Genomic DNA, 23641 nt, shown 5'->3' with positions numbered 1-23641 from the left:
GCGCCGGCGCCGCAGGACGGCCCCCGGAACACGGCTCCGGCGCACACACTCGGTGCCATGCCGCACCGCAGCCGCCTCGCCGTCCTGCTGCTCGACCTGCCGCCGGAGGTGCACGCCGCCGGCACCGACTTCTGGTCGGCGGCCACCGGCAACCCCGTCGAGCCGGACATGACCGACCCCGCCTGGCACCGCCTCGGGATGCTCGGCGGCGGCCTGTCGTTCGAGGTGCAGCGCACGGGGGAGGGGACGCCGCCGCGCTGGCACGTCGACGTCGAGACCGACGACATCCCCGCCGAGGTCGCCCGGCTCGAGGCCCTGGGCGCCACGCGGACGGCCGACATGGGGTCGTTCTGGCAGATGACCGACCCGGCCGGGCTGGTCTTCTGCGTCGTCGGGGTGCAGACCGGCGAGGCGTTCGAGCGGCACGCCCGCACCTGGGAGTAGCGCCGCCCGTCCGGGGCAGGACCCGTCCGTGCCCCACCGCAGCCGCGTGGCGATCCTCCTGCTCGACCTCCCGCCGCACCTCCACCGGCCGGGCGCGGACTTCTGGGCCGGCGTCACCGGCCGCGAGGCGACACCGTCGCCCGCCGACGACGCCTGGATCCCGCTGGGCGCCGTCGCCGGGGACCTCCGGCTGGAGGTGCAGCGCACGGGGGAGGGGACGCCGCCGCGCTGGCACCTCGACGTGGAGACCGACGACGTCGAGGCCGAGGTGACCCGCCTCGAGGCGCTCGGTGCCCGGCGGCTGCGCCACGTCGAGGCCGCCGACCCGCAGGGCCGGGGCCTGTGGCAGATGACCGACCCGGCCGGGCTGGTCTTCTGCGTGGTCGCCGTGCAGGACGACGAGGCGTTCGAGCGCTCCGCCCGGACCTGGCCCTAGGACAGGTCGACCGCTGCCAGCATCGCCGCCGCCTGGAGCCCGTCGCCGTCGACGGTGAGCACCTCCAGCGGCACCCGCCGCCAGCAGGCGAGCAGCAGGTCGCCGGCCGTGCCGCGCAGCGTGGCCACCGGGTGCGGGCGGCTGCCGGCGAACAGCGTCCGCTCCACCCCGGCGTCGATCGCGTGCAGCACCACCGGGTGCGCGTCCGGCGGCGGACCGTCCGGCAGCGCCCCGGGCACCATGACCTCCAGCCACTCGTCGAGGCCGTCGAGTCCGACGTCGGCGGGGATCGGGCGCACGTCGCCCAGGACCTGCTCGACGTCGACGGTGTGCACCACCGCCTCGTGGCACTGCCGGCGGACGACGAAGGCGACGTCGCGCTGCGGCGCCCACGTCCACACCGAATCGCCCGGGTCGGCGGCGGCCAGCACGGTCTCCAGCTCCGCCGACTGCCCGGCCGACCAGCCCAGCAGCTCGTCGTCGGGACGGCGGGCGGGCTCGACGTAGCCCTCCGGCGAGGTCGCGCGGGTGCGGACCACCCACGACCAGAAGTGCTGGACCTCGCCGAGGTGCCAGACCAGGTCGGCGAGCGTCCAGCCGGGGCAGCCCGGCACCGGGGCGCGCCAGCCGGTGGCGAGGACGGCCTCGGCGGTGGCGTCGGCGAAGCGGGCGTCGGTGCGGCGCAGCGCCGCGAGGTGCGCGGACGGGTCCACGGGCGGCCTCCTCCCGGTCGGGCGCGACGCTAGCGGAACGCGCGGGTCGCGGACCGTCGTCCCGGCAGGGGAAGCTTGCGGTGTCGCCCGGCCGGTCCCGTCCCCGCAGGAGTGCTCCCCGGTGTCCACCGCCCTCTCGCCCGAGGTCCGCACGGCCGCCCTGGCCCGCATGTCCGCCGACGTGCTCGACGTCCTGGTCATCGGCGGCGGGGTCACCGGCGCGGGCGCCGCCCTCGACGCGGCCAGCCGCGGCCTGTCGGTGGGCCTGGTCGAGCAGCGCGACTGGGCCTCGGGCACCTCCAGCCGGGCCAGCAAGCTCGTCCACGGCGGGCTGCGCTACCTGGAGATGCTCGACTTCGCCCTGGTCCGCGAGGCGCTGCACGAGCGCGGCCTGCTCGTCGGCCGGCTCGCCCCGCACCTGGTGCACCCGGTGCCGTTCCTCTACCCGCTGCGCCACCGCGTGTGGGAGCGCGCCTACACCGGCGCGGGCATCGCCCTCTACGACACCCTCGGCGGGCTGCTCGGCCGCGTCGGCGGGCACGGGGTCCCGCTGCACCGGCACGTGTCGAAGAAGGAGCTGCGCCGGATCGCGCCGTCGCTCAAGGACGACGTCGCCGTCGGCGCCATCCGCTACTGGGACGCCAAGGTCGACGACGCCCGGCTCGTGCAGGTGCTCGTGCGCACCGCCGTCGGCCACGGGGCGCTGGCCGCCAGCCGCACCCAGGTCGTCGGCTACCTGGAGGAGGACGGCCGGGTCGCGGGCGTGCGCGCGGTCGACCTGGAGACCGGCCGGGAGCTGGAGATCCGCGCCCGCCACGTCGTCGGCGCCACCGGCGTGTGGACCGACCAGACCCAGGAGCTCTTCGCCGCCCAGGGCCTCACCGTGCGGGCCTCCAAGGGCGTGCACATCGCCGTGCCGCGCGAGGTGATCGCCGGCGAGGACGGGTTCATCCTGCGCACCGAGAAGAGCGTGCTGTTCATCATCCCGTGGCCCACCCACTGGGTGATCGGCACGACCGACACCCCCTGGGACCTCGCGAAGGACCACCCGGTCGCCTCCGCCGCCGACGTCGACTACCTGCTGGAGCACGCCAACGCGGTGCTCGAGCGGCCGCTCACCCGCGACGACGTCCTCGGCGTCTACACCGGCCTGCGCCCGCTGCTGCAGCCCGTGGGGGAGGACGGCGAGGCGACGACGCGGGTGTCGCGCGAGCACACCGTCGCCACCGTGCGCCCGGGCCTCACCGTGATCGCCGGCGGCAAGTACACGACCTACCGCGTCATGGCCCGTGACGTCGTCGACATGGCGCTGGCCGACCGGGCGCCCGGCGAGGACCCCGACGCGCCGGTCCCGGCCTCGCTCACCGAGGAGCTGCCGCTGGCCGGCGCCGACGGCTACCGGGTGCGCTGGAACCGCAAGGCCCACCTCGCCCGCGCGCACGGCTGGACCGAGACGCGCGTGGAGCACCTGCTCGACCGCTACGGCAGCCTCGTCGACGAGCTGCTCGCCCTCGTCGACGCCGACCCCGAGCTCGGCCGACCGCTGGAGGGCGCGCCGGACTACGTCCGCGCCGAGGTCGTCTACGCCGTCACCGCCGAGGGCGCGCTGCACCTGGAGGACGTGCTCACCCGCCGCACCCGGCTGTCCTACGAGCAGTCCGACCGGGGGACGGCGTCGGCCCGCCCCGCCGCCGAGCTCATGGCCGGTCTCCTCGGCTGGGACGACGGGCAGACCGAGCGCGAGGTCGCCACCTACCTCGCCCGCGTGGAGGCCGAGCGGGCCGCGGAGGCCATGCCCGACGACACCTCCGCCGAGCGCGCCCGCCTGCAGGCCCCCGAGATCCGGCCGTTCGCGCCGGTCGCCTGAGCCGTCCCCCGACTGGAAGGTCCCCGTTGACCCGGTACGTCGCCGCCATCGACCAGGGCACCACCAGCACCCGCTGCATCCTCTTCGACCCCGCCGGCGCGGTGGTCGCGAGCGCCCAGGAGGAGCACCGCCAGCTGTTCCCGCGCGCCGGCTGGGTGGAGCACGACCCGGTGGAGATCTGGACCAACACCCGCGAGGTCGTCGGGCTGGCGCTGGCCCGGGCGAACGCCGTCGCCGGCGACCTGGCCGCCGTCGGGCTGACCAACCAGCGCGAGACCGCCGTCGTCTGGGACCGGCACACCGGCGAGCCGGTGTACAACGCGATCGTCTGGCAGGACACCCGCACCGACGCGATCTGCCAGCAACTCGGTGAGCTCGGCGGCGGCGCCGACCGCTACAAGGACCGCACCGGCCTGCCGCTGGCCACCTACTTCGCGGGCCCCAAGGTCACCTGGGTGCTCGACAACGTCGACGGCGCCCGCGAGCGGGCCGAGCGCGGCGACCTGCTCATGGGCACGATCGACAGCTGGCTGCTGTGGAACCTCACCGGCGGCCCCGACGGCGGCCTGCACCTCACCGACGTCACCAACGCCTCGCGCACCCTGCTCATGGACCTGCACACCCTGCAGTGGGACGAGTCGATCGCCGGCGACCTGCGCATCCCGACGTCGATGCTGCCGGAGATCCGCTCCAACTCCGAGGTCTACGGCGAGGGACGCAAGGCCGGCGCGCTGGCCGGGGTGCCGGTGGCCGGCTCGCTCGGCGACCAGCAGGCCGCCACCTTCGGGCAGGTCTGCTTCACCCCGGGGACGGCGAAGAACACCTACGGCACCGGCAACTTCCTGCTGCTCAACACCGGGGAGACGGCGGTCCGCTCGGAGAACGGCCTGCTCACCACCGTCTGCTACCGGCTGGGCGAGGAGCAGCCGGTGTACGCGCTCGAGGGGTCGATCGCGGTCACCGGCTCGCTGGTGCAGTGGCTGCGCGACAACCTGCGGGTCATCGGCGGCGCCGGCGAGATCGAGGCGGTCGCCCGCTCGGTGGAGGACAACGGCGGCGCCTACTTCGTGCCCGCCTTCTCCGGCCTGTTCGCCCCGCACTGGCGCTCCGACGCCCGCGGCGCGCTCGTCGGGCTCACCCGCTACGTCGACCGCGGCCACCTCGCGCGCGCGGTGCTGGAGTCCACCGCCTACCAGACCCGCGAGGTGGTGGAGGCCATGGACGCCGACAGCGGCGTGCCGCTGCGGGAGCTGCGGGTCGACGGCGGGATGGTGGTCAACGAGCTGCTCATGCAGTTCCAGGCCGACGTGCTCGGCGTCGACGTCGTCCGGCCGCGGATCGCCGAGACCACCGCGCTGGGCGCCGCCTACGCCGCGGGCCTCGCCGTCGGCTTCTGGTCCGGCCTCGACGAGCTCACCGCCCAGTGGGCCGAGGACCGCCGGTGGACGCCGTCGATGCCGGTCGAGCAGCGCGAGCGCTACTACCGCAAGTGGCAGAAGGCGGTCGCCCGCACGCTGGACTGGGTGGACGAGGACGACTGACGGCGTCCACAGGCCGGTCGCCGGCGGGGGTGAGGGCGGGCACGCAACTAGGCTCGGCGTCGTGCTCGCCTGGCCCGCCCCGCTCCTCCCGACCATCCCGGGCCCCGGCCCCGTCCTGCGGCTGTTCGACACCGCCCGCGGGGAGGTCGTGGCCACCGAGCCCGGCCCGGTCGCGCGGATGTACGTCTGCGGCATCACGCCCTACGACGCCACCCACCTCGGGCACGCGGCCACCTACCTGGCCTTCGACCTGGTGAACCGGCTCTGGCGCGACGCCGGGCACGCCGTCCACTACGTGCAGAACGTCACCGACATCGACGACCCGCTGCTCGAGCGCGCGGACCGCGACGGCGAGGACTGGATCGTGCTCGGCATGCGGGAGACCGCGCTGTTCCGCGAGGACATGACGGCGCTGCGGGTGCTCCCGCCGGACGACTACGTCGGCGCGGTGGCCGCCATCCCGCTGATCGTCGCCCACGTGGAGACGCTGCTCGACGAGGGCCTGGCCTACGTCCTCGACGACGGCACCGGCGACGTCTACCACGACGTCGCGCAGGCGCCCGGGTTCGGCGAGGAGTCCGGCTACGACGAGACAACGATGCTGGCGCTGTCGGCCGAGCGCGGCGGCGACCCCGACCGCCCGGGCAAGCGCAACCGGCTCGACCCGCTGCTGTGGCGCGGCGCCCGCGAGGGCGAGCCGTCCTGGGCGGGGCCGCGCGGCACCGCCGGCCGCCCCGGCTGGCACATCGAGTGCGCCGCGATCGCGCTGGACACCATCGGCATGGGCTTCGACGTCCAGGGCGGCGGCAGCGACCTGGTCTTCCCGCACCACGAGTACTCCGCCGTGCACGCCGAGGCGCTCACCGCGGCGGCGACGGGGGAGAAGCTGCCGTTCGCCCGGGCCTACGTGCACGCGGCGATGATCGGCCTGGACGGCGAGAAGATGAGCAAGAGCCGCGGCAACCTGGTCTTCGTCTCCAAGCTGCGCGGCGAGGGCGTCGACCCGATGGCGATCCGGCTGGCGCTGCTGTCGGGCCACTACCGCACCGACCGCGCCTGGACGCCGGACCTGCTCGCCGACGCCGAGCAGCGGCTGGCCACCTGGCGCCGCGCGGTGGCCCGCGCCGCCGGTGCCCCGGCCGCGCCGCTGCTCTCGGCGCTGCGCGAGCGGCTCGCCGACGACCTCGACAGCCCCGGCGCCATCGCCGCCGTCGACGCCTGGGCGGCCGCCACGCTGGCCGGGGAGGGGGAGACCGACGAGGGCGCCCCCGCGGTGGTGGCCGACGCCGTCGACGCGCTCCTCGGCATCGAGGTCGACCCCGCGCTGCAGGACGGCTGATGGCCGGCGGCGGCTCCCCGGGTGGCCCCGCCGCCGGGGGGTTCATGCTCACCGACCGCACCGCGCGCGAGGCGGAGGAGTCCGGGCTCGCCCCGGCGGCCACCCGCTCGGCGGCCACCCGCGGCCGCGCCGTCGCCGAGCCCGAGGACGCGCTGCGCACCGCCTTCGAGCGCGACCGCGACCGGATCCTGCACGCCAAGGCCTTCCGCCGGCTCAAGCACAAGACGCAGGTCTTCCTGAACCCCGACGGCGACCACTTCGTCACCCGACTCACCCACACGCTGCAGGTCACCCAGGTGGCCCGGGCGATCGCCCGCGCGCTCGGGCTCAACGAGACGCTGGCCGAGGCGATCGCGCTCGGCCACGACGTCGGGCACTCGCCGTTCGGGCACATCGGTGAGGACGCCTTCGACCCCTACGTCCCCGGCGGCTGGCACCACGCGGCGCAGGGCGTGCGGATCGTGGAGGTGCTCGAGCACCTCAACCTCACGTGGGAGGTGCGCGACGGGATCCGCGCGCACAGCTGGAAGATCGCCCCGCCGCCGGCCACGCGCGAGGGGGAGTGCGTGCGCTACGCCGACCGGATCGCCTACCTCTCGCACGACGCGCTCGACGCCGTCCGGGCCGGGGTGCTGCAGCCCGGCGACCTGCCCGCCGTCGCGCGGGCCGCGTTCGGGGAGCCCGGCAGCGCGATGGTGGGGGCGATGGTCGACGCCGTCGTCGAGGGGGCCCTCGCCGACGGCGGCGCGGTGGTGATGGCGCCCGGGCCGCTGGCCGCGATGCACGAGCTGCGCGCGTTCATGTTCGAGCGGGTGTACCTGTCGGAGACCGCGGCCGGGCAGAAGCAGCTCGCCGTCGACGTCATCCGCCGGCTGGTCGACCACCACCTGGCCCACCCCGAGCTGATCCCGGCCACCTACCGCGACACCGAGGCCGACCTGGTCACCCAGGTGGTCGACCACGTCTCCGGGATGACCGACCGGTTCGCGCTGCGGCTGCACGACCGGCTCTTCGACGACGACGCCGCCGCGCGGATGGCCCCGCTCCTGCGCCAGCAGTAGCCGTCGTCGAGTGGTCGCCCCGGTGCGCCGTGCCGGAGGGAGCGTTCGACCTCGAGGTGTGGGCCGACGTGTAGGCCGCGTCGACAGCGGCCGGCGGTGAGCGGGCGGTTCTCAGCCCGACCGCGCCCTGCTCGGCCCCGGCGACGAGGTCAGGCTCACGGCACGTCACCTCGGCGTACGCCGGCGGCTGAACAGCTGGATCACCGAGTACGACCGCTCGGTCCGCCCCGCTCCTGGGGTGGTCCACGGTTCACCGGGGCGCTGGAGGACCCCGGGGGATCGGAAAGCACCCCAGGAGTGGGGGATTGCCGGGGTTGCTCGTGCATCGCCGGTCCTGCAGCACCGGCAACGGACGAGGAAGGCCGTCACTAGCGCCGGTTCGGCCGTTATCCCTAACTACAAGCCGCGTGACGGTCCGCCTCCCGCGGCGGGGAGGCGGACCGGGCCGTCAGTTGGGGGAGGAGCCCCGCCGGCGCAGGTAGCGCTCGAACTCGCGGGCGATCTGGTCGCCGTTGGCCTGCGAGAGGTCGGTCTCGGTGGCGCGCTCCTCCAGCGAGCGCACGTACTCGACCACCTCGGCGTCCTCCTGGGCCATCTCGTCGACCGTCTTGACCCACTCGTCGGCCTGCTGGGGGAGGGCGCCGAGCGGCACCGTCAGCTCGAGCACCTCCTCCACCCGCTGCAGCAGCGCGACGGTGGCGCGCGGCGACGGCGGCTGCGAGACGTAGTGGGGGACGGCGGCCCAGAAGCTGATCGCCGGCAGCCCGGCCTGCACGCACGCGTCCTGGAAGATCCCGAGGATGCCGGTGGGCCCCTCGTAGCGGGAGGTCTCCAGGCCCCAGCGCTCGGCGGACTCGGCGTCGTAGGCCGAGCCGGTCACCGGGGTGGGCCGGGTGTGCGGCGTGTCGGCGAGCAGGGCGCCGAGCGCGACGACGGTCTCCACCTCGAGCTCCTGGCACAGCTCGATCAGCTCGGCGCAGAACCCGCGCCAGCGCATGTTCGGCTCGATGCCGCGGATCAGCACGACGTCGCGGTCGCTGCCGGGCGGGCGGGCCACCGAGACGCGGGTGGTGGGCCACTCGACGCGCCGGCTCACGCCCCCGACCAGGGAGACCGACGGCCGGTTGACCTGGAAGTCGTAGTAGTCCTCGGGGTCCAGCGCCGCGAGCGGGGTGGCGTCCCAGATCAGCTCGAGGTGCTCGAGCGCGCCCGTGGCGGCGTCCCCGGCGTCGTTCCAGCCCTCGAAGGCGACCACCGCCACCGGCCGGTTCAGCTGGGGCAGGTCGTCGGGAGCGGACTGCGGGTCGGTCACTCTCCGAGCCTACGTCGGTCGCGCTCCCCGTCCCGGTCGATCGGGGATGGGAGGATGACGTCGGCCCGCCGGGACGTCCCGGGAACACCGGCGCGCCGGCGGCTGCTGCTGCAGCACAGGCCCCGCCCGCCCCGCGACCCCGAGGACGCCCGTGACCGAGACCCCGCAGCTCCGCCCCGACGCCACCGCGGAGCTCACCGCCCTGCTCGAGCAGCGGATCCTCGTGCTCGACGGCGCGATGGGGACGGCCATCCAGCGCGACCGGCCCAGCGAGGCGGGCTACCGCGGCGAGCGGTTCGCCGACTGGCCGAGCGACCTGCAGGGCAACAACGACCTGCTGGTGCTCACCCGGCCCGAGATCATCGCCGGCATCCACCGCGAGTACCTCGACGCCGGCGCCGACGTCATCGAGACCAACACCTTCAACGCCAACGCCGTGTCCCTCGCCGACTACGGCATGGCCGAGCTGTCCCGGGAGATCAACGAGGCCGCCGCCCGGCTGGCCCGCCGCGAGGCCGACGCCGCCACCGCGCGCACCCCGGACAGGCCGCGCTACGTCGCCGGCGCGATCGGCCCCACCACCCGGACGGCGTCGATCTCGCCCGACGTGAACGACCCGGGCGCCCGCAACGTCAGCTTCGACGAGCTGGTCGAGGCCTACCTCGAGCAGGCGAACGGGCTGGTGGACGGCGGCGCGGACGCGCTGATGGTCGAGACGGTCTTCGACACGCTCAACGCCAAGGCGGCCATCTTCGCCCTGGAGACGCTGTTCGAGGAGCGCGGCCGCCGCTGGCCGGTGATCGTCTCCGGCACGATCACCGACGCGTCGGGGCGCACGCTGTCCGGCCAGGTCACCGAGGCCTTCTGGAACTCGATCCGGCACGTCCGGCCGCTGCTCGTGGGCCTCAACTGCGCCCTCGGGGCGAAGGAGATGCGGCCCTACGTCGCCGAGATGGCGCGGGTGGCCGACACGTTCGTGTCCTGCTACCCGAACGCCGGCCTGCCCAACGCCTTCGGCGAGTACGACGAGTCGCCCGAGGAGACCGCGGCGGTGCTCGAGGAGTTCGCCGACAGCGGGTTCGTCAACCTCGTCGGCGGCTGCTGCGGCACCACCCCGGCGCACATCGCCGCGATCGCCGCCGCCGTGGAGGGCAAGCGCCCGCGCACGCCGGTCGAGGCGCGGCCCGCGCTGCGGCTGTCGGGTCTCGAGCCGCTCGTCGTCACCGAGGACTCGCTGTTCGTCAACGTCGGCGAGCGCACCAACATCACCGGCTCCGCGCGCTTCCGCAATCTCATCAAGGCCGGCGACTACCCGGCGGCCCTGGCCGTGGCGCGCCAGCAGGTCGAGGCCGGCGCGCAGGTCATCGACGTCAACATGGACGAGGGGATGATCGACGGCGTCGCGGCGATGGACCGCTTCACCAAGCTGATCGCCTCCGAGCCCGACATCTCCCGCGTGCCCGTCATGGTCGACTCCTCCAAGTGGGAGGTCATGGAGGCCGGCCTCAAGAACATCCAGGGCAAGGCGATCGTCAACTCCATCTCGCTGAAGAACGGCGAGGAGGAGTTCGTCCACCACGCGCGGCTGTGCCGCAAGTACGGCGCCGCGGTCGTCGTCATGGCCTTCGACGAGGACGGGCAGGGCGACAACCTGGAGCGCCGCACGCAGATCTGCAAGCGCGCCTACGACGTCCTCGTGGACCAGGTCGGGTTCCCGGCCGAGGACGTCATCTTCGACCCGAACATCTTCGCCGTCGCCACGGGCATCGAGGAGCACGCGAACTACGGGCTGGACTTCATCGAGTCGACCCGCTGGATCAAGCAGAACCTGCCCGGCGCGCTGGTCTCCGGCGGCGTCTCGAACGTGTCGTTCTCCTTCCGGGGCAACAACCCCGTGCGGGAGGCCATCCACTCGGTCTTCCTCTACCACGCGATCGCCGCGGGGCTGGACATGGCGATCGTCAACGCCGGCCAGCTCGAGGTGTACAGCGAGGTGCCCGAGCTGCTGCGCGAGCGCATCGAGGACGTGGTGCTCAACCGCCGTCCCGACAGCACCGAGCGCCTGCTCGAGATCGCCGGGGACTACGCCGGCGACGGCGCGGTCAAGGAGGTGGCCACCGAGGAGTGGCGGTCGCTGCCGGCGGGGGAGCGGATCACCCACGCGCTGGTCAAGGGCATCGACGCGTTCGTCGAGGACGACACCGAGGAGCTGCGCGTCGAGATCGCCGCGCGCGGCGGCCGGCCCATCGAGGTCATCGAGGGCCCGCTCATGGACGGCATGAACGTCGTCGGCGACCTGTTCGGCGCCGGCAAGATGTTCCTGCCGCAGGTGGTCAAGTCCGCCCGCGTGATGAAGAAGGCCGTCGCCCACCTCATCCCGCACATCGAGGCCGAGAAGCAGCCCGGGGACGCCGAGCGGACCAACGGCAAGGTCGTCATGGCGACGGCGAAGGGCGACGTCCACGACATCGGCAAGAACATCGTCGGCGTCGTGCTGCAGTGCAACAACTACGACGTCGTCGACCTCGGCGTGATGGTGCCGCCGCAGAAGATCCTCGACGCCGCCAAGGCCGAGGGCGCCGACGTCATCGGCCTGTCCGGGCTGATCACGCCGTCCCTGGACGAGATGGTCACGCTGGCCTCGGAGATGGAGCGGCAGGGCTTCGAGGTCCCGCTGCTCATCGGCGGCGCGACGACGTCCCGGGCGCACACCGCCGTCAAGATCGCGCAGCGGTACCACGGGCCGGTCATCTGGGTGAAGGACGCCTCGCGGTCGGTGCCCGTCGTCGCGGCGCTGCTCTCCGACGAGCAGCGGCCCGCGCTGCTGGCCCAGACCGACGCGGAGTACGCGGCGCTGCGCGAGCGGCACGCCGCCCGCCAGGACACCCGGGCGCTGCTGCCGATCGATGCCGCGCGCGCCGCGGCCACGCCGATCGACTGGAGCGCCTACACCCCGCCGCGCCCCCGCATGCTGCAGCAGCAGGCGATGGACGCCTGCGCCGGGCCGGCGTGCGACCACGTCCGGCACGTGGCCACCCAGTTCGTCCGCACCCTGCCCGACTACCCGTTGGAGGAGCTGCGCGGCTACATCGACTGGCAGCCGTTCTTCAACGCCTGGGAGATGCGCGGCCGGTTCCCCGACATCCTGCACAGCCCGACCACCGGGGAGGCCGCGCGCCGGCTCTACGAGGACGCGCAGGAGATGCTCGACCGGATCGTCGCGGAGCGGTGGCTGACCGCCAACGGGGTCTTCGGCCTGTTCCCGGCCAACCAGGTCGGCGGTGACGACCTGGAGGTCTACACCGACGAGTCACGCCGCGAGGTCCTGACGACCCTGCACCAGCTGCGCCAGCAGACCGAGGGGCGGGACGGGTCTCCCCGCAAGTCGCTGGCCGACTTCGTCGCGCCCCGCTCGACCGGCCTGCGCGACTACGTCGGGGCCTTCGCGGTGACCGCCGGCATCGGCTCGGCGGAGCGGGTCACGGCCTTCAAGGCGGCGAACGACGACTACAGCGCGATCATGCTGGAGGCGCTCGCCGACCGGCTCGCCGAGGCCTTCGCCGAGCGGCTGCACGAGCGGGTGCGCACGGAGTACTGGGGCTACGCCCCCGACGAGCACCTCGACGCCGACGCCCTCATCGCGGAGAAGTACCACGGCATCCGCCCGGCGCCGGGCTACCCCGCCTGCCCGGAGCACACCGAGAAGCTCACCATCTGGTCGCTGCTCGACGTCGAGTCGACCGCCGGCATCCAGCTCACCGAGAGCATGGCCATGTGGCCGGGCGCGGCGGTGAGCGGGCTGTACTTCTCCCACCCCGCGTCGCGGTACTTCAACCTGGGCCGGGTCGGCCGCGACCAGGTCGAGGACTACGCCCGCCGCAAGGGCTGGACGCTCGCGGAGGCCGAGCGCTGGCTCGCGCCGAACCTGGGCTACCGCACCGACGACGACTGAGTGACCCGGGTCCGCCGTCCCCCGGGGACGGCGGACCCGTGGGCACTTGTCGTGCTAATGGCCCTCCAGGAGGGCGACGGCCTGGCGGGCCATCTCCAGCTCCTCGTCGGTGGGGACCACCAGGACGGCGACCGGGCCGTCCCCGGCCGAGATCCGCCGGGCGCCCGGGACCCGCTCGGCGTTGGCCTCCTCGTCGAGCCGGATGCCCAGCGGCTCCAACCCGGCCAGCGACCGCGACCGCACCACCGGGTCGTTCTCGCCGATGCCCCCGGTGAACGCGATCGCGTCGGTGCGGCCCAGCACCGCCAGGTAGGCACCCACGTACTTCCGTACCCGGTGGCAGAACACGTCGAGCGCCAGGGCGGCGGAGGCGTCGCCCTCGGCGATGCGGCGGTGCACCTCGCGCAGGTCGTTGGTGCCGGCCAGCGCCAGCATGCCGCTGGAGGAGTTGAGCGCCCGGTCGACGTCGTCGGGCCCTAGCCCGGCCACCCGGTGCAGGTGCGCCACGACGGCGGGGTCGACGTCCCCGGAGCGGGTGCCCATCACCAGTCCCTCCAGCGGCGTCATGCCCATCGAGGTGTCCACGCTGCGGCCGCCGGCGACGGCGGTGGCGCTCGCCCCGTTGCCCAGGTGCAGCACGACGGTGTTCACCTCCTCCGGCGGGCGCCCGAGCAGCTCCGCGGCGGCGCGGGAGACGTAGGCGTGCGAGGTGCCGTGGAAGCCGTAACGCCGCACGCCGTGGTCCCGCGCCCACTGCGGCGGGACGGCGTAGGTGTACGCCTCCGGCGGCAGCGTCGCGTGGAAGGCGGTGTCGAAGACCGCTACGTGCGGCAGGCCCGGGAAGGCACGGCGCGCCACCTCGATGCCGGTGGCGTTGACCGGGTTGTGCAGCGGCGCCAGCGTGGCGAGCTCGCGGACCGCCCGCAGCACGTCGTCGTCGACGCGCACCGGCGCGGAGAACCGGTCGCCGCCGTGCACCACCCGGTGCGCCACGGCGACGAGCCCGGCGTCGGCCAGCCGGGGACCCGAGCGGTCGAACGCCTCCAGCGCCGCGCCCAGCGCCACCCCGTGGTCGGGCAGCGGCCGCTCCACCACGTCGGGCTCCCGGCCGGGCAGGGAGTGGGTGAGCCGCCCGGAGGGCTGCCCCACCCGCTCGGCCAGCCCCCAGGCCAGCGCCTCCCCGGCGGCGACGTCGACCAGCCGGTACTTCAGCGACGACGAGCCCGCGTTGACGACGAGCACCCGCCCGCTCACGAGATCCCCTGCGCCGTGCCGTCGAGCGCCGGGTCCTGCGCGGTGCCGTCGAGCGCCGGGTCCTGCGCCTGGATGGCGGTGATGGCCACCGTGTTCACGATGTCCTGCACCGTGGCACCGCGGGACAGGTCGTTGACCGGCTTGCGCAGGCCCTGCAGCACCGGGCCGACCGCCACCGCGCCCGCGCTGCGCTGCACCGCCTTGTAGGTGTTGTTGCCGGTGTTCAGGTCGGGGAAGACGAACACCGTCGCCCGGCCGGCCACCGCGCTCCCGGGCAGCTTGGTGCGCGCCACCCCGGCGTCGACGGCGGCGTCGTACTGGATCGGCCCCTCCACCGACAGGTCCGGCGCCCGCCCGCGCACCAGCTCGGTGGCGGCGCGCACCCGGTCGACGTCGGCGCCGCTGCCGGACTCCCCGGTGGAGTAGGACAGCATCGCCACCCGCGGCTCGACGCCGAAGCGGGCCGCCGTGCCCGCCGAGGTCACCGCGATCTCGGCCAGCTGCTCGGCGTCCGGGTGCACGTTGACCGCGCAGTCGCCGTAGACCAGCACCCGGTCGACCAGGCACATGAAGAACACGCTGGACACGATCGACACGCCCTCGGTGGTGCGGATCAGCTCCAGCGCCGGGCGGATCGTCTGCGCGGTCGTGTGCGTCGCCCCGGACACCATGCCGTCGGCCATGCCGAGCGCCACCATCAGCGTGCCCGCGTAGGACACGTCGACGACGACGTCGCGGGCGGCGTCCATGGTCACGCCGCGGTGCGCGCGCCGGCGGGCGTACTCGACGGCGAGCTCCTCGCGCAGCGCCGGGTCGCAGGGGTCGAGCACCCGCGCCGCGGACACGTCGGCCCCGGCGCGGACGGCGGCGGCCCGCACCTCGGCGGGGTCGCCGAGCAGGGTCAGGTCGACGACGCCGCGACGCAGCAGCCGGTCGGCGGCCTGCAGCACCCGCTCGTCGGTGCCCTCGGGCAGCACGACGTGCCGGCGGTCGGCGCGTGCCCGGTCCAGCAGCCCGTGCTCGAACATCAGCGGCGTGGTCACCCGGGCGCGGTGCACCTCGGCCCGGTCGAGCAGCGCCGCGCCGTCGACGTGCTCCTCGAACAGCGCCAGCGCGACGTCGACCTTGCGCGGCGCCTCGGCGTTCAGCCACCCGGGCACGGTGTCGGCCACCGTCGTCGTCGCGTGGGTGTCGAGGTCGGTGAGCACCACGGGCACGACCGTGGGCAGGCGCCGCACCAGCTCCAGCACGCTCGCCGCGGGCTCGAGGCCGCCGGTGAGCACCAGGCCCGCGGGCTGCGGCAGGGCGTCGGACAGGTGCGCGGCGAGGACGCCGAGCAGCACGTCGGCCCGGTCGCCCGGGGTGATCACCACGACGTCGTCGACGAGCCGGTCGAGCAGGTTCGGCACGGTCATCGCTGCCACCAGCACGCCGGAGGTCTCCCGGCGCAGGGCAGCGGCGTCGCCGACGAGCACCCGGGCGTCGCAGGCGCGGGCGATCTCGGCCATCGTCGGCGCGGTCAGCGCGGGCACGTCGGGCAGCGCCCAGGCGGCGGGCTCCCGCCCGGCCAGGGACTGCCGGACGGCGGCGTGCTCGCCAGGGGCGACCCGGTTGACGACGACCGCCACGACGTCGCAGCCGGCCCGGCGCAGCGCATCGGTGCCCACGTCGACGGCGCGGTCCACCTCGGCGGCGTCGCGGCCGTGCCCGGAGACCGTGCACACCACCGGCAGGCCGAGGTTCACCGCGATCCGCGCGTTGAGGGAGAGCTCGCGGGCCGCGCCCGCCTCGCCGAAGTCGGTGCCGACGACCAGCACCCGGTCGCACCGGGCCGCCAGCGCGCGGTACCGCGCGACCACCTCCGACAGCGCCCGGTCCTCGTCGGCGAGCACCTCGGCGTAGGTGACGCCCAGCGAGGCCTCGTACGGCGGGGACCCCGGCGCCCGGGGGAGCAGCAGGTCGACCACCCGGTCGGGCTCGTCGCGGCTGCGCACCACCGGCCGGAAGACCCCGAGCCGGCCCACGCGCCGGGCCAACAGGTCGAACAGGCCGAGGGCGACCGCCGACTTCCCCGTCGCCGGCTCGCTGCCCGTGATGTAGAGCCCGTCCGACACCGCCCCACCTCCTGCGCCCGACCCTAGGGCGGCCGGGACGCCACGGCCCCCGGAGCGGGACGACGGACGGGCCGAGCGGTCCGGCTCGGCGGGCGGCCTCAGCGGTCGGGGACGGTGATCCGGTACTGGGCGATCTTGCGGTAGAGGGTGGCCCGGCCGATGCCGAGCTCCTCGGCCACGCGGGTCATCGTCGTCCCGGGCTCGGTCAGGCACCGCACGATCTCGTCGCGCTCGAGCCGCTCCAGGCGGGTCAGCGCCCGGCCGCCGCCGTCGAGCACCTCCGGCGCCAGGTGGGACACGTCGACGACGTCGGCACGGGTCACCGCCTCGCGCACCACCCGGCGCAGCTGCGCGACGTTGCCCGGCCACGCGTAGCCGGTCAGCGCCCGCGCGGCGCGGGGGGTGAAGGCCACCTCGCGGTGCCGCTCCCGGCGCGCGGTCCACGACGCCAGCGGCAGCACGTCGTCGGCCCGGTCGCGCAGCGCGGGCGCCTCGACGACGGCGTCGACCAGCCGGGCCACCGGGTCCGGCAGCGCGCCGTAGTCCGGCGCGGTGAGCACGAACGGCTGCGGCCGCCCGGCGCGCCGCACCGCCGCGAGCACGTGCGCGAGCTCCCCGGCCGCCCACGCCGGCAGCCGGTGCAGCCCGGAGACGATCACGCAGGTGTCGGCGTCGCGCAGCTCCGGCGTCCACAGCTCCAGCCACGGCGCGACGTCGCCGGCCTCCGGCGCGCGGGCGTGCAGCAGCCGCTGCCGTCCGGCCAGGCGCCGCCGGGCGAGCGCGGCCAGGGTCGCCTTGCCGGCGCCGGGCTCGCCGACGACGACCGTCCCGGCCCCGGAGGAGACCGCGACCGCGGCCCGGTCGACGGCGGTGCGCCAGGCGGGGGTGACGCACGGGTCGCCGCCGTCGGGGGCCAGCGACCCGCCGACCACGCGGAACACCTCCCCGCGCGGCGCCGGGCGCACGAGGCGGCCGCCGCTGCGCACCGCCATGAGCGCGCTGGTGGCGCTGGCCGCCGTCTGCGCGAGGCCCAGCAGCAGCTCGGAGGAGGAGTCCGACCAGGTGGTGAGGTTGATGCTGCCCGCGAGCTCCCCGGTGCCGGGCTCGAGCACGGGCGCCGCGGCGCAGGTGTAGCCGCGCAGGTCGGTCACCCAGTGGTCGGCGGCGCGCACCAGCGTCGGCGCCCGGTCGGCCAGCGACAGCCCCAGGCCGTTGGTGCCGGCGTACCGCTCGCTGTAGGAGAAGCCCGGCGCCAGGTGCACCCGGTCCAGCGCCCGGGAGATCGAGGCGTCGTCGCCGAGGCGGGCCAGCACGAACCCGGCGGGGTCGGCGACCATCAGGCTCACGGGCTCGTTGGCGATCGTCGTCTGCAGGTCGCTGAGCACCCGGTGGGCGCACTCGTAGAGCAGGGAGCCGGTGTCCGGGGAGCCGCTGAACACCGGCACCACCTCGTCCGGCGGCACCCCGTAGCCCTGGCTGCGCCGCCAGGACGCGCGGACCCGGGGCGCCGTCCCGCGGTGCCGCGCGAGGGCGGGGTCGGGCAGCGGCGCGGGTCCGGCCGGCTCGTCCACGGTCGCCTCCCGCTGTGGCCTGTGTCACGGCAATGTACGCGGCGGGGCGGGTGCCGAGGTGTCTCAGAGTGAGACGGCCGGAGGGGGTGCACGGCGGAGCGGCCGCCCTAGCGTCGCCGGCGAGCACGTGACCCAGCTCACGACCGGAGCCGACGGAGGCCGACGGATGTACACCAAGGACGGCGAGCAGTACTACGTGGTGGACGCGCACATCGCGCTGTGGGACGCGCGGCCGGAGAACCAGCGCAACGTCCACGGCAAGCAGTTCATCGACTGCTTCTACGACTACCACCGCAACCTGTCCCCGGAGTCCGAGGTCTGGGGCTACGAGGAGTACCTCTACCAGGGCGGCGAGCGGCTGATGCGCGACGTGTTCGCCGACGGCATCGTCGACCACGCGGTCTTCCAGCCGGCCCGGCTCGCGGAGTTCTACCACCGGGGCTTCGGCCAGACCGAGGAGGCGTTCGCCCTCGCGCAGGCCCACCCGGACAAGCTCACCTACAACCACTACTGGGACCCGCGCGACGGCGAGAACGGCCTCGACGCGCTGCGCGCCGCCGCCGAGCGCATGCACCTCACCGGCGTGAAGCTCTACACCGCCGACTGGCACGGCGAGTCCCGCGGCTGGAAGCTCACCGACCCGATGGCCCAGCGCTACCTGGAGCTGTCGCAGGAACTCGGCATCAGGAACATCCACATCCACAAGGGCCCGACGATCCGCCCGCTGGACCGGGACGCCTTCGACGTGGCCGACGTCGACCACGTGGCCACCGACTTCCCGGACCTCACGTTCGTCGTCGAGCACTGCGGCCTGCCGCGCCTCGAGGACTTCTGCTGGATCGCCACCCAGGAGCCCAACGTCGTCGCCGGCCTGGCCGTGGCCATCCCGTTCATCCACACCCGCCCGCGGTACTTCGCGCAGATCATGGGCGAGCTCCTCTACTGGCTCGGCGAGGACCGGATCCTGTTCTCCAGCGACTACGCGCTCTGGACGCCGAGGTGGCTGGTCGAGAAGTTCGTGGACTTCCAGATCCCCGAGGACATGAGCCCGGAGTACGCGCCCATCACCGTCGCGCAGAAGAAGAAGGTGCTCGGCCTCAACGCCGCCCGCCTCTACGACCTCCCCGTGCCCGAGCACCTGCGACTGCCGGAGGCCGACGAGACGGAGACGGGCCCGCGCGAGCCCGCCGCGGCCGACCTGGCGAGCGTCTGATGACGGCGGTCCTGCCCCGCCCCGCGACCCGGGTCGACGAGGCGGCGGTGCGCGCGGCGCTGGGCACCGTCGTCGACCCCGAGCTCGACGAGCCGATCACCGACCTGGGGTTCGTCCGCTCGGTGGCCGTCGAGGACTCCCCGGACGGCGGCGCCGTCGAGGTGCACCTGCGGCTGCCCACCTCGTTCTGCGCGCCGAACTTCGCCTGGCTCATGGTGTCCGACGCGCACGACGCCGTCTCCGCCGTCCCGGGGGTCGGGCGGGTGGTGGTGGAGCTCGACGACCACTCCGACTCCGACCTGATCAACCGCGGGCTGGCCGCCGGGCTCGGCTACCGCGGCACCTTCGGGCACGAGGCCGAGGAGTCGCTGGACGAGCTGCGGGCGACCTTCGTCCGCAAGGCGCACACCGCGGCCATGGAGCGGGCGCTCACCGCGCTGCTGCGCGCCGACCCGTCGGCCGACGTCCGGGCGGTCACCCTCGCCGACCTCCCGGCCGACGCCGCCGAGGGCCTGCGCCGCCGGCGGGCGGCCCTCGGGCTGCCGGCCGGCGACGCCGACCCGGTGCTGCTCCGCGAGGACGGCACCCGCCCCGACGCCGCCGACGCGCCGACGGTGCTGCGGCGGGCCCGCTCGGTGCGCATCTCGGTCGACGGCAACGCGCACTTCTGCCGCGGCCTGCTCACCACCCGCTACCCGGGGTCGGAGGCCGACCAGACCCCCCGCCCCGACGACCGTCCGCTCATCCCCCTGGAGGTGCGCTAGATGAAGGCCGTGCGCGTGCACGAGTACCACGCCGACCCCTCGCTCGACGACATCCCGGAGCCGCAACTGCGGGGGCCGCTCGACGTGATCGTCAAGATCGGCGGCGCCGGGGTGTGCCGCACCGACCTGCACATCCTCGAGGGCCAGTGGGCCGACCTCCAGAACCCGGACCTGCCCTATGTCATCGGCCACGAGAACGCCGGCTGGGTGCACGCGGTGGGGGAGGGGGTCACCAACGTCGCCGTCGGCGACACCGTGATCCTGCACCCGCAGCCCAGCTGCGGACTCTGCTCCGCCTGCCGCGCCGGGCGGGACATGCAGTGCGAGAACGCGTTCTTCCCGGGGCTCTCGAACGACGACGGGGGGATGGCCGAGTACCTGCGCACCACCGCCCGCGCCTGCGTGAAGCTCGACCCGTCGACGAACCCGGCCGACGTCGCCGCGCTCGCCGACGCCGGGATCACCGCCTACCACGCCGTCCGCAAGGCGCTGCCGCTGCTGCACCCCGGGACGACCGCGGTCGTGCAGGGCGCCGGCGGGCTCGGGCACATCGGCGTCCAGTGCCTGGCGGCGCTGTCGGGCACTCGCGTCGTCGTGGTGGACCGCAACCCCGACGCGCTCGAGCTCGCCCGGCAGATCGGCGCCGACGAGACCGTGGTGGCCGACGGCGACCAGGTGCGGGCGGTGCAGGAGCTCACCGGCGGCGGCGCCGACGTCGTCTTCGACTTCGTCGCCGAGCAGGGCGCGGAGATGGACGGCTGGCGGATGACCGGCCCGGCGGGCTCGCTCTACGTCATCGGCTACGGCGGCGAGCTGCGCATCCCGACGCTGGAGTTCGTCGCCGGCGAGAAGAACGTCGTCGGCAACATCGTCGGCACCTACACCGACCTCGCCGAGCTCATGGTGCTCGCCCAGGCCGGGAAGGTCACCCTGCACACCCAGCAGTACCCGCTCGACCGCGCCGTGGACGCCATCCGCGACCTCGACGCCGGCAAGGTGCGTGGGCGCGCGATCCTCGTGCCGTGACCGGCCGGGTGCCCCCGGCCCCGGCGCCGGGGGCACCTACCGCTCGGTGCCCGTCCGTTCGACGTCCATCCGGGTCACCAGGCCGTCGCCGTCGAACCGGTACACGTGCCGCACCGTCTCCCGGGACAGCACCGTCCCGCCCGGGTCGCGGACGGTGAGGGCCACGCTCACCGCGACCGAGCCGTCCGGCCGGGCGTCGAACCCGGTCGGGCGCACCAGTGGCCGGATCTGCGCCCACTGGCGCTCCCAGTAGCCGCGGACGCCGTCGTGGCCGTGCACGCGGCCGCCCTCCCAGCCGTTGGGCCAGTCGACGGCGGGGGACATGGCGGCCAACACCGCGTCGATCTCGCGGGCGTTGAACGCCGCGTACAGCGAGCGCAGCAGGGCCGTGCGGTCCGGGGCGGTCACGGGGGAGCACGCTGGCACACCGGGCCGCGCGGTGGGGGACCCCCGGTCCCGCGTCATGCTGGCCCTCCACCCACCGACGGGAGACCCATGACGCTCGCCGCCCCGCGCCCGCCCGCCACCGGCGCCGACGACGCCGCCCTGCGCGAGATCGAGCAGCGCGTGCTGTGGCTCGCCACGGCGGTCGTCGACCACGCCAACCGGGTGCGCCCGAACCCGACCGGGCTCAAGGTCGGCGGCCACCAGGCCTCCAGCGCCTCGATGGTCACGATCATGACCGCGCTGTGGCTGGAGCAGCTGTCCGCCGAGGACCGGGTGTCGGTGAAGCCGCACGCCTCCCCGGTGCTGCACGCGCTGGAGTTCCTGCTCGGGCAGCTCGACGCCTCCTGGCTGACGACGCTGCGCGCGTTCGGCGGGCTGCAGTCCTACCCGTCGCGCCTCAAGGACCCCGTCCCGGCCGACTACTCCACCGGCTCGGTCGGCATCGGCGCCACCGCGCCGATCTGGGGCGCGCTGGCCCGCCGCTACGTCAATACCCAGTTCGGCGCCGGGGGCACCGGGCGGCAGTGGTCGCTGGTCGGTGACGCCGAGCTCGACGAGGGCGCGGTCTGGGAGGCCGTGCTCGACCCGATGGTGGCCGAGCTCGGCGAGGTGAACTGGATCGTCGACCTCAACCGGCAGTCGCTGGACCGCGTCGTCCCCACCATGGGCGCCACCCGGCTGCAGGGCATGTTCACCGCGGCCGGCTGGCAGGTGCTCACCGTCAAGTACGGCGCGCTCCTCGAGGAGCTCTACACCCGCCCCGGCGGCCCGGAGCTGCGCGACCGCATCGACGGCATGAGCAACGCCGAGTACCAGCGGCTGCTGCGCCGCACCGCCGAGGAGGTCCGCCGCGAGCTGCCGGGGGGCGGGCCGGGGGCGGCCGCGATCGCCGGCCTCGTCGACGGGGTGGCCGACGCCGACCTGCTCGCCGCGGTGCGCAACCTCGGCGGCCACGACCTCAGCGCGCTGCGGACGGCGTTCGCGCAGATCGACGACACCCGCCCCACCGTCGTCATCGCCTACACGCTCAAGGGCTACGGCCTGGCCACCGAGGGCCACCCGCAGAACCACTCCGCGCTGCTCACCGAGGCCCAGTTGCACGAGCTCGCCGCGCGCGTCGATGTCGACCCAGCGCAGCCCTGGGCCGGCTTCCCGGCCGGCAGCCGGCCCGCGGAGCTGCTGGCCGCCGCGGCCGCCCGGCTCGCCCGCCCGGCGGCCGGCAGCGCGCCCGCGCCCGACGTCCCCGCCGACCTCGGCCGCACCCCCTCGGGCACGGCCACCACGCAGGCGGCGCTCGGCCGCACCCTGCTCGACCTCAACCGCGCCGCGCCCGAGGTGGGCCGCCGGGTGGTCACCGTCAGCCCCGACGTGTCGAGCTCGACCAACCTCGGCGGCTGGGTGAACAAGGTCGGCGTCTGGTCGCACGAGGACCGCCGCGACTGGTTCGCCGACGACGCCGAGACGATCCTGCACTGGCGCGAGCGGCCCTCGGGCCAGCACGTCGAGCTCGGCATCGCCGAGACCAACCTGGTGGGCGCGATCGGCGAGCTCGGCGCCACCTGGTCGCGCTGGGGCCAGCCGCTGCTGCCCATCGGCGTCCTCTACGACCCGTTCGTGGAGCGGGCGCTGGAGCCGTGGTCGTTCACCATCTACGCCGGCGGGCAGTCGCTGCTGGTGGGGACGCCGTCGGGCGTGACGCTCGCCCCGGAGGGCGGGGCGCACCAGTCGATCACCACGCCGTCGATCGGCCTGGAACAGCCCGGCTGCCTGACCTACGAACCGGCCTTCGCCCTCGACACCGAGTGGTGCGTGCTCGCCGCGCTCGGGCAGATGGGCCGCCCGGGCGGGCAGTCGGCCTACCTGCGGCTGTCCACCCGGCCGGTGGACCAGGCGCTGGCCGCGGTGCCGGCCGACGGCGCGGCCCGCGAGCGGCGCCGCCGTCAGGTGGTGGCCGGGGCCTACCCGCTGCGGCGGGTGCCCCGCCCGGCGGTCACGCTGGCCGCGATGGGGGCGCTCGTCCCCGAGGCGCTGGCCGCCGCCGAGCGGCTCGACGGGCTCGGGTTCCCGGCCGACGTCGTCGTGGTGACCAGCCCCGGGCTGCTGTTCCGCGCCGCCCAGGCGCGCCGCGGCCTCGACGACGCCTCGCCGTGGGTGCTCGACAGCGTCTTCCCGGCCGACCGGGCCAACCCGCTGGTCACCGTCCTCGACGGCCACCCGCACACGCTGGCGTTCCTCGCCGGCCTGCGCGGGGTGCCGGCCGCGCACCTGGGCGTGACGCGCTTCGGGCAGAGCGGCGACCTCGACAGCGTGTACCGGTACCACGGCCTCGACGTCGACTCGGTGGTCGGCGCGGCCCTCGACCTCGTCGACTGACGGAGGACCCCCGGTCCCGCCCGCAGTCGCGCCGTCGTGCCCCGCCGTCCTCGCGGCGTGGTGCCCGACCTCGCCCCGCAGCGCGAGGTCGGGCACCACGGGCCGCGGTCGGTGGGGTCAGGGTGCGGCACCGGGACGGCGCCGCCGCGGCGCCCCATACGGGCGAATCGACATGACGTCCTGATGACCGGGGTGCCGCGCGCGGTGCGGGCGC

17 protein-coding genes are annotated in these 23641 nt (G+C 75.0%); 11 read left to right on the top strand and 6 right to left on the bottom strand.

Features of this window, described 5'->3' with window-relative positions:
* Nucleotides 1–57: 57 nt before the first annotated feature.
* Nucleotides 58–444 carry a VOC family protein gene (locus BUE37_RS09000; protein WP_073419885.1) on the top strand — a complete coding sequence of 129 codons (387 nt, stop codon included), beginning with the start codon at nt 58–60 and terminating at the stop codon, nt 442–444.
* Nucleotides 445–472: 28 nt separating this feature from the next.
* Nucleotides 473–880: a VOC family protein gene (locus BUE37_RS08995; protein ID WP_073419884.1), complete on the top strand. Its 408-nt coding sequence runs from the start codon at nt 473–475 to the stop codon at nt 878–880.
* Here the strand turns inward: BUE37_RS08995 and BUE37_RS08990 are convergent.
* Nucleotides 877–1593: a maleylpyruvate isomerase family mycothiol-dependent enzyme gene (locus tag BUE37_RS08990; protein WP_073419883.1), complete on the bottom strand. Its 717-nt coding sequence runs from the start codon at nt 1591–1593 to the stop codon at nt 877–879. The two genes, BUE37_RS08995 and BUE37_RS08990, sit on opposite strands and share 4 nt — an antisense overlap.
* 121 nt (nt 1594–1714) lie before the next feature.
* Between BUE37_RS08990 and BUE37_RS08985 the strand changes: the two genes are divergently transcribed.
* The 4 genes from BUE37_RS08985 to BUE37_RS08970 all read left to right on the top strand — a co-directional run bounded on the left by BUE37_RS08985 (nt 1715) and on the right by BUE37_RS08970 (nt 7401).
* Entirely contained in the window at nt 1715–3460 is a 1746-nt protein-coding gene (locus BUE37_RS08985; protein ID WP_073419882.1) for a glycerol-3-phosphate dehydrogenase/oxidase, read from the top strand.
* A 26-nt stretch (nt 3461–3486) separates the two neighbouring features.
* A complete protein-coding gene (gene glpK, locus BUE37_RS08980) occupies nt 3487–5001 on the top strand; it encodes a glycerol kinase GlpK (RefSeq protein WP_073419881.1) in 1515 nt (504 codons plus the stop codon).
* 61 nt (nt 5002–5062) lie between these two features.
* Nucleotides 5063–6340, top strand: coding sequence for a cysteine--1-D-myo-inosityl 2-amino-2-deoxy-alpha-D-glucopyranoside ligase (gene mshC / locus BUE37_RS08975; protein WP_073419880.1), 1278 nt, complete (start codon nt 5063–5065; stop codon nt 6338–6340).
* Nucleotides 6340–7401, top strand: coding sequence for an HD domain-containing protein (locus tag BUE37_RS08970; protein WP_083628507.1), 1062 nt, complete (start codon nt 6340–6342; stop codon nt 7399–7401). Before mshC ends, BUE37_RS08970 begins: the two co-directional genes overlap by 1 nt.
* A gap of 448 nt (nt 7402–7849) precedes the next feature.
* Here the strand turns inward: BUE37_RS08970 and BUE37_RS08965 are convergent, their stop codons facing one another.
* On the bottom strand, nt 7850–8713 hold the full coding sequence (locus BUE37_RS08965; RefSeq protein ID WP_073419879.1) for a PAC2 family protein: 864 nt from the start codon (nt 8711–8713) through the stop codon (nt 7850–7852).
* A 151-nt stretch (nt 8714–8864) separates the two neighbouring features.
* On the opposite strand from BUE37_RS08965, the gene metH reads away from it, so the two are divergent.
* Nucleotides 8865–12665, top strand: a complete 3801-nt coding sequence (gene metH / locus BUE37_RS08960; protein WP_073419878.1) for a methionine synthase — start codon at nt 8865–8867, stop codon at nt 12663–12665.
* Nucleotides 12666–12719: 54 nt separating this feature from the next.
* Here metH and BUE37_RS08955 read toward each other — a convergent pair whose 3' ends face one another.
* From BUE37_RS08955 to BUE37_RS08945, 3 genes are all read right to left on the bottom strand, one after another.
* Nucleotides 12720–13919: an acetate/propionate family kinase gene (locus tag BUE37_RS08955; protein WP_073419877.1), complete on the bottom strand. Its 1200-nt coding sequence runs from the start codon at nt 13917–13919 to the stop codon at nt 12720–12722.
* A complete protein-coding gene (pta, locus tag BUE37_RS08950) occupies nt 13916–16033 on the bottom strand; it encodes a phosphate acetyltransferase (RefSeq protein WP_073419876.1) in 2118 nt (705 codons plus the stop codon). The genes BUE37_RS08955 and pta overlap by 4 nt, the downstream gene beginning before the upstream one ends.
* A 98-nt stretch (nt 16034–16131) precedes the next feature.
* Nucleotides 16132–17604, bottom strand: coding sequence for an AAA-type ATPase lid domain-containing protein (locus tag BUE37_RS08945; RefSeq protein ID WP_175562828.1), 1473 nt, complete (start codon nt 17602–17604; stop codon nt 16132–16134).
* Between the two features lie 166 nt (nt 17605–17770).
* Between BUE37_RS08945 and BUE37_RS08940 the strand changes: the two genes are divergently transcribed.
* Genes BUE37_RS08940 through BUE37_RS08930 form a run of 3 tightly spaced genes read left to right on the top strand, consistent with a single transcriptional unit; the run spans nt 17771 to nt 20607 of the window.
* On the top strand, nt 17771–18817 hold the full coding sequence (locus tag BUE37_RS08940) for an amidohydrolase family protein (protein ID WP_073419875.1): 1047 nt from the start codon (nt 17771–17773) through the stop codon (nt 18815–18817).
* Nucleotides 18817–19581: a metal-sulfur cluster assembly factor gene (locus tag BUE37_RS08935; RefSeq protein WP_073419874.1), complete on the top strand. Its 765-nt coding sequence runs from the start codon at nt 18817–18819 to the stop codon at nt 19579–19581. Before BUE37_RS08940 ends, BUE37_RS08935 begins: the two co-directional genes overlap by 1 nt.
* Nucleotides 19582–20607, top strand: coding sequence for an NAD(P)-dependent alcohol dehydrogenase (locus tag BUE37_RS08930; protein ID WP_073419873.1), 1026 nt, complete (start codon nt 19582–19584; stop codon nt 20605–20607).
* Nucleotides 20608–20643: 36 nt separating this feature from the next.
* On the opposite strand, the gene BUE37_RS08925 is transcribed toward BUE37_RS08930, so the two are convergent.
* A complete protein-coding gene (locus BUE37_RS08925; RefSeq protein ID WP_073419872.1) occupies nt 20644–21015 on the bottom strand; it encodes a nuclear transport factor 2 family protein in 372 nt (123 codons plus the stop codon).
* Nucleotides 21016–21102: 87 nt separating this feature from the next.
* Here BUE37_RS08925 and BUE37_RS08920 point away from each other — a divergent pair, with 87 nt between their 5' ends.
* Complete coding sequence (locus tag BUE37_RS08920) at nt 21103–23427, top strand: transketolase-like TK C-terminal-containing protein (protein WP_073419871.1); 2325 nt, start codon at nt 21103–21105, stop codon at nt 23425–23427.
* Nucleotides 23428–23641 lie beyond the last annotated feature (214 nt).

The organism is Geodermatophilus nigrescens (assembly GCF_900129495.1).
Lineage (GTDB): Bacteria > Actinomycetota > Actinomycetes > Mycobacteriales > Geodermatophilaceae > Geodermatophilus > Geodermatophilus nigrescens.
This window is presented reverse-complemented; position numbering and strand designations above follow the sequence as displayed.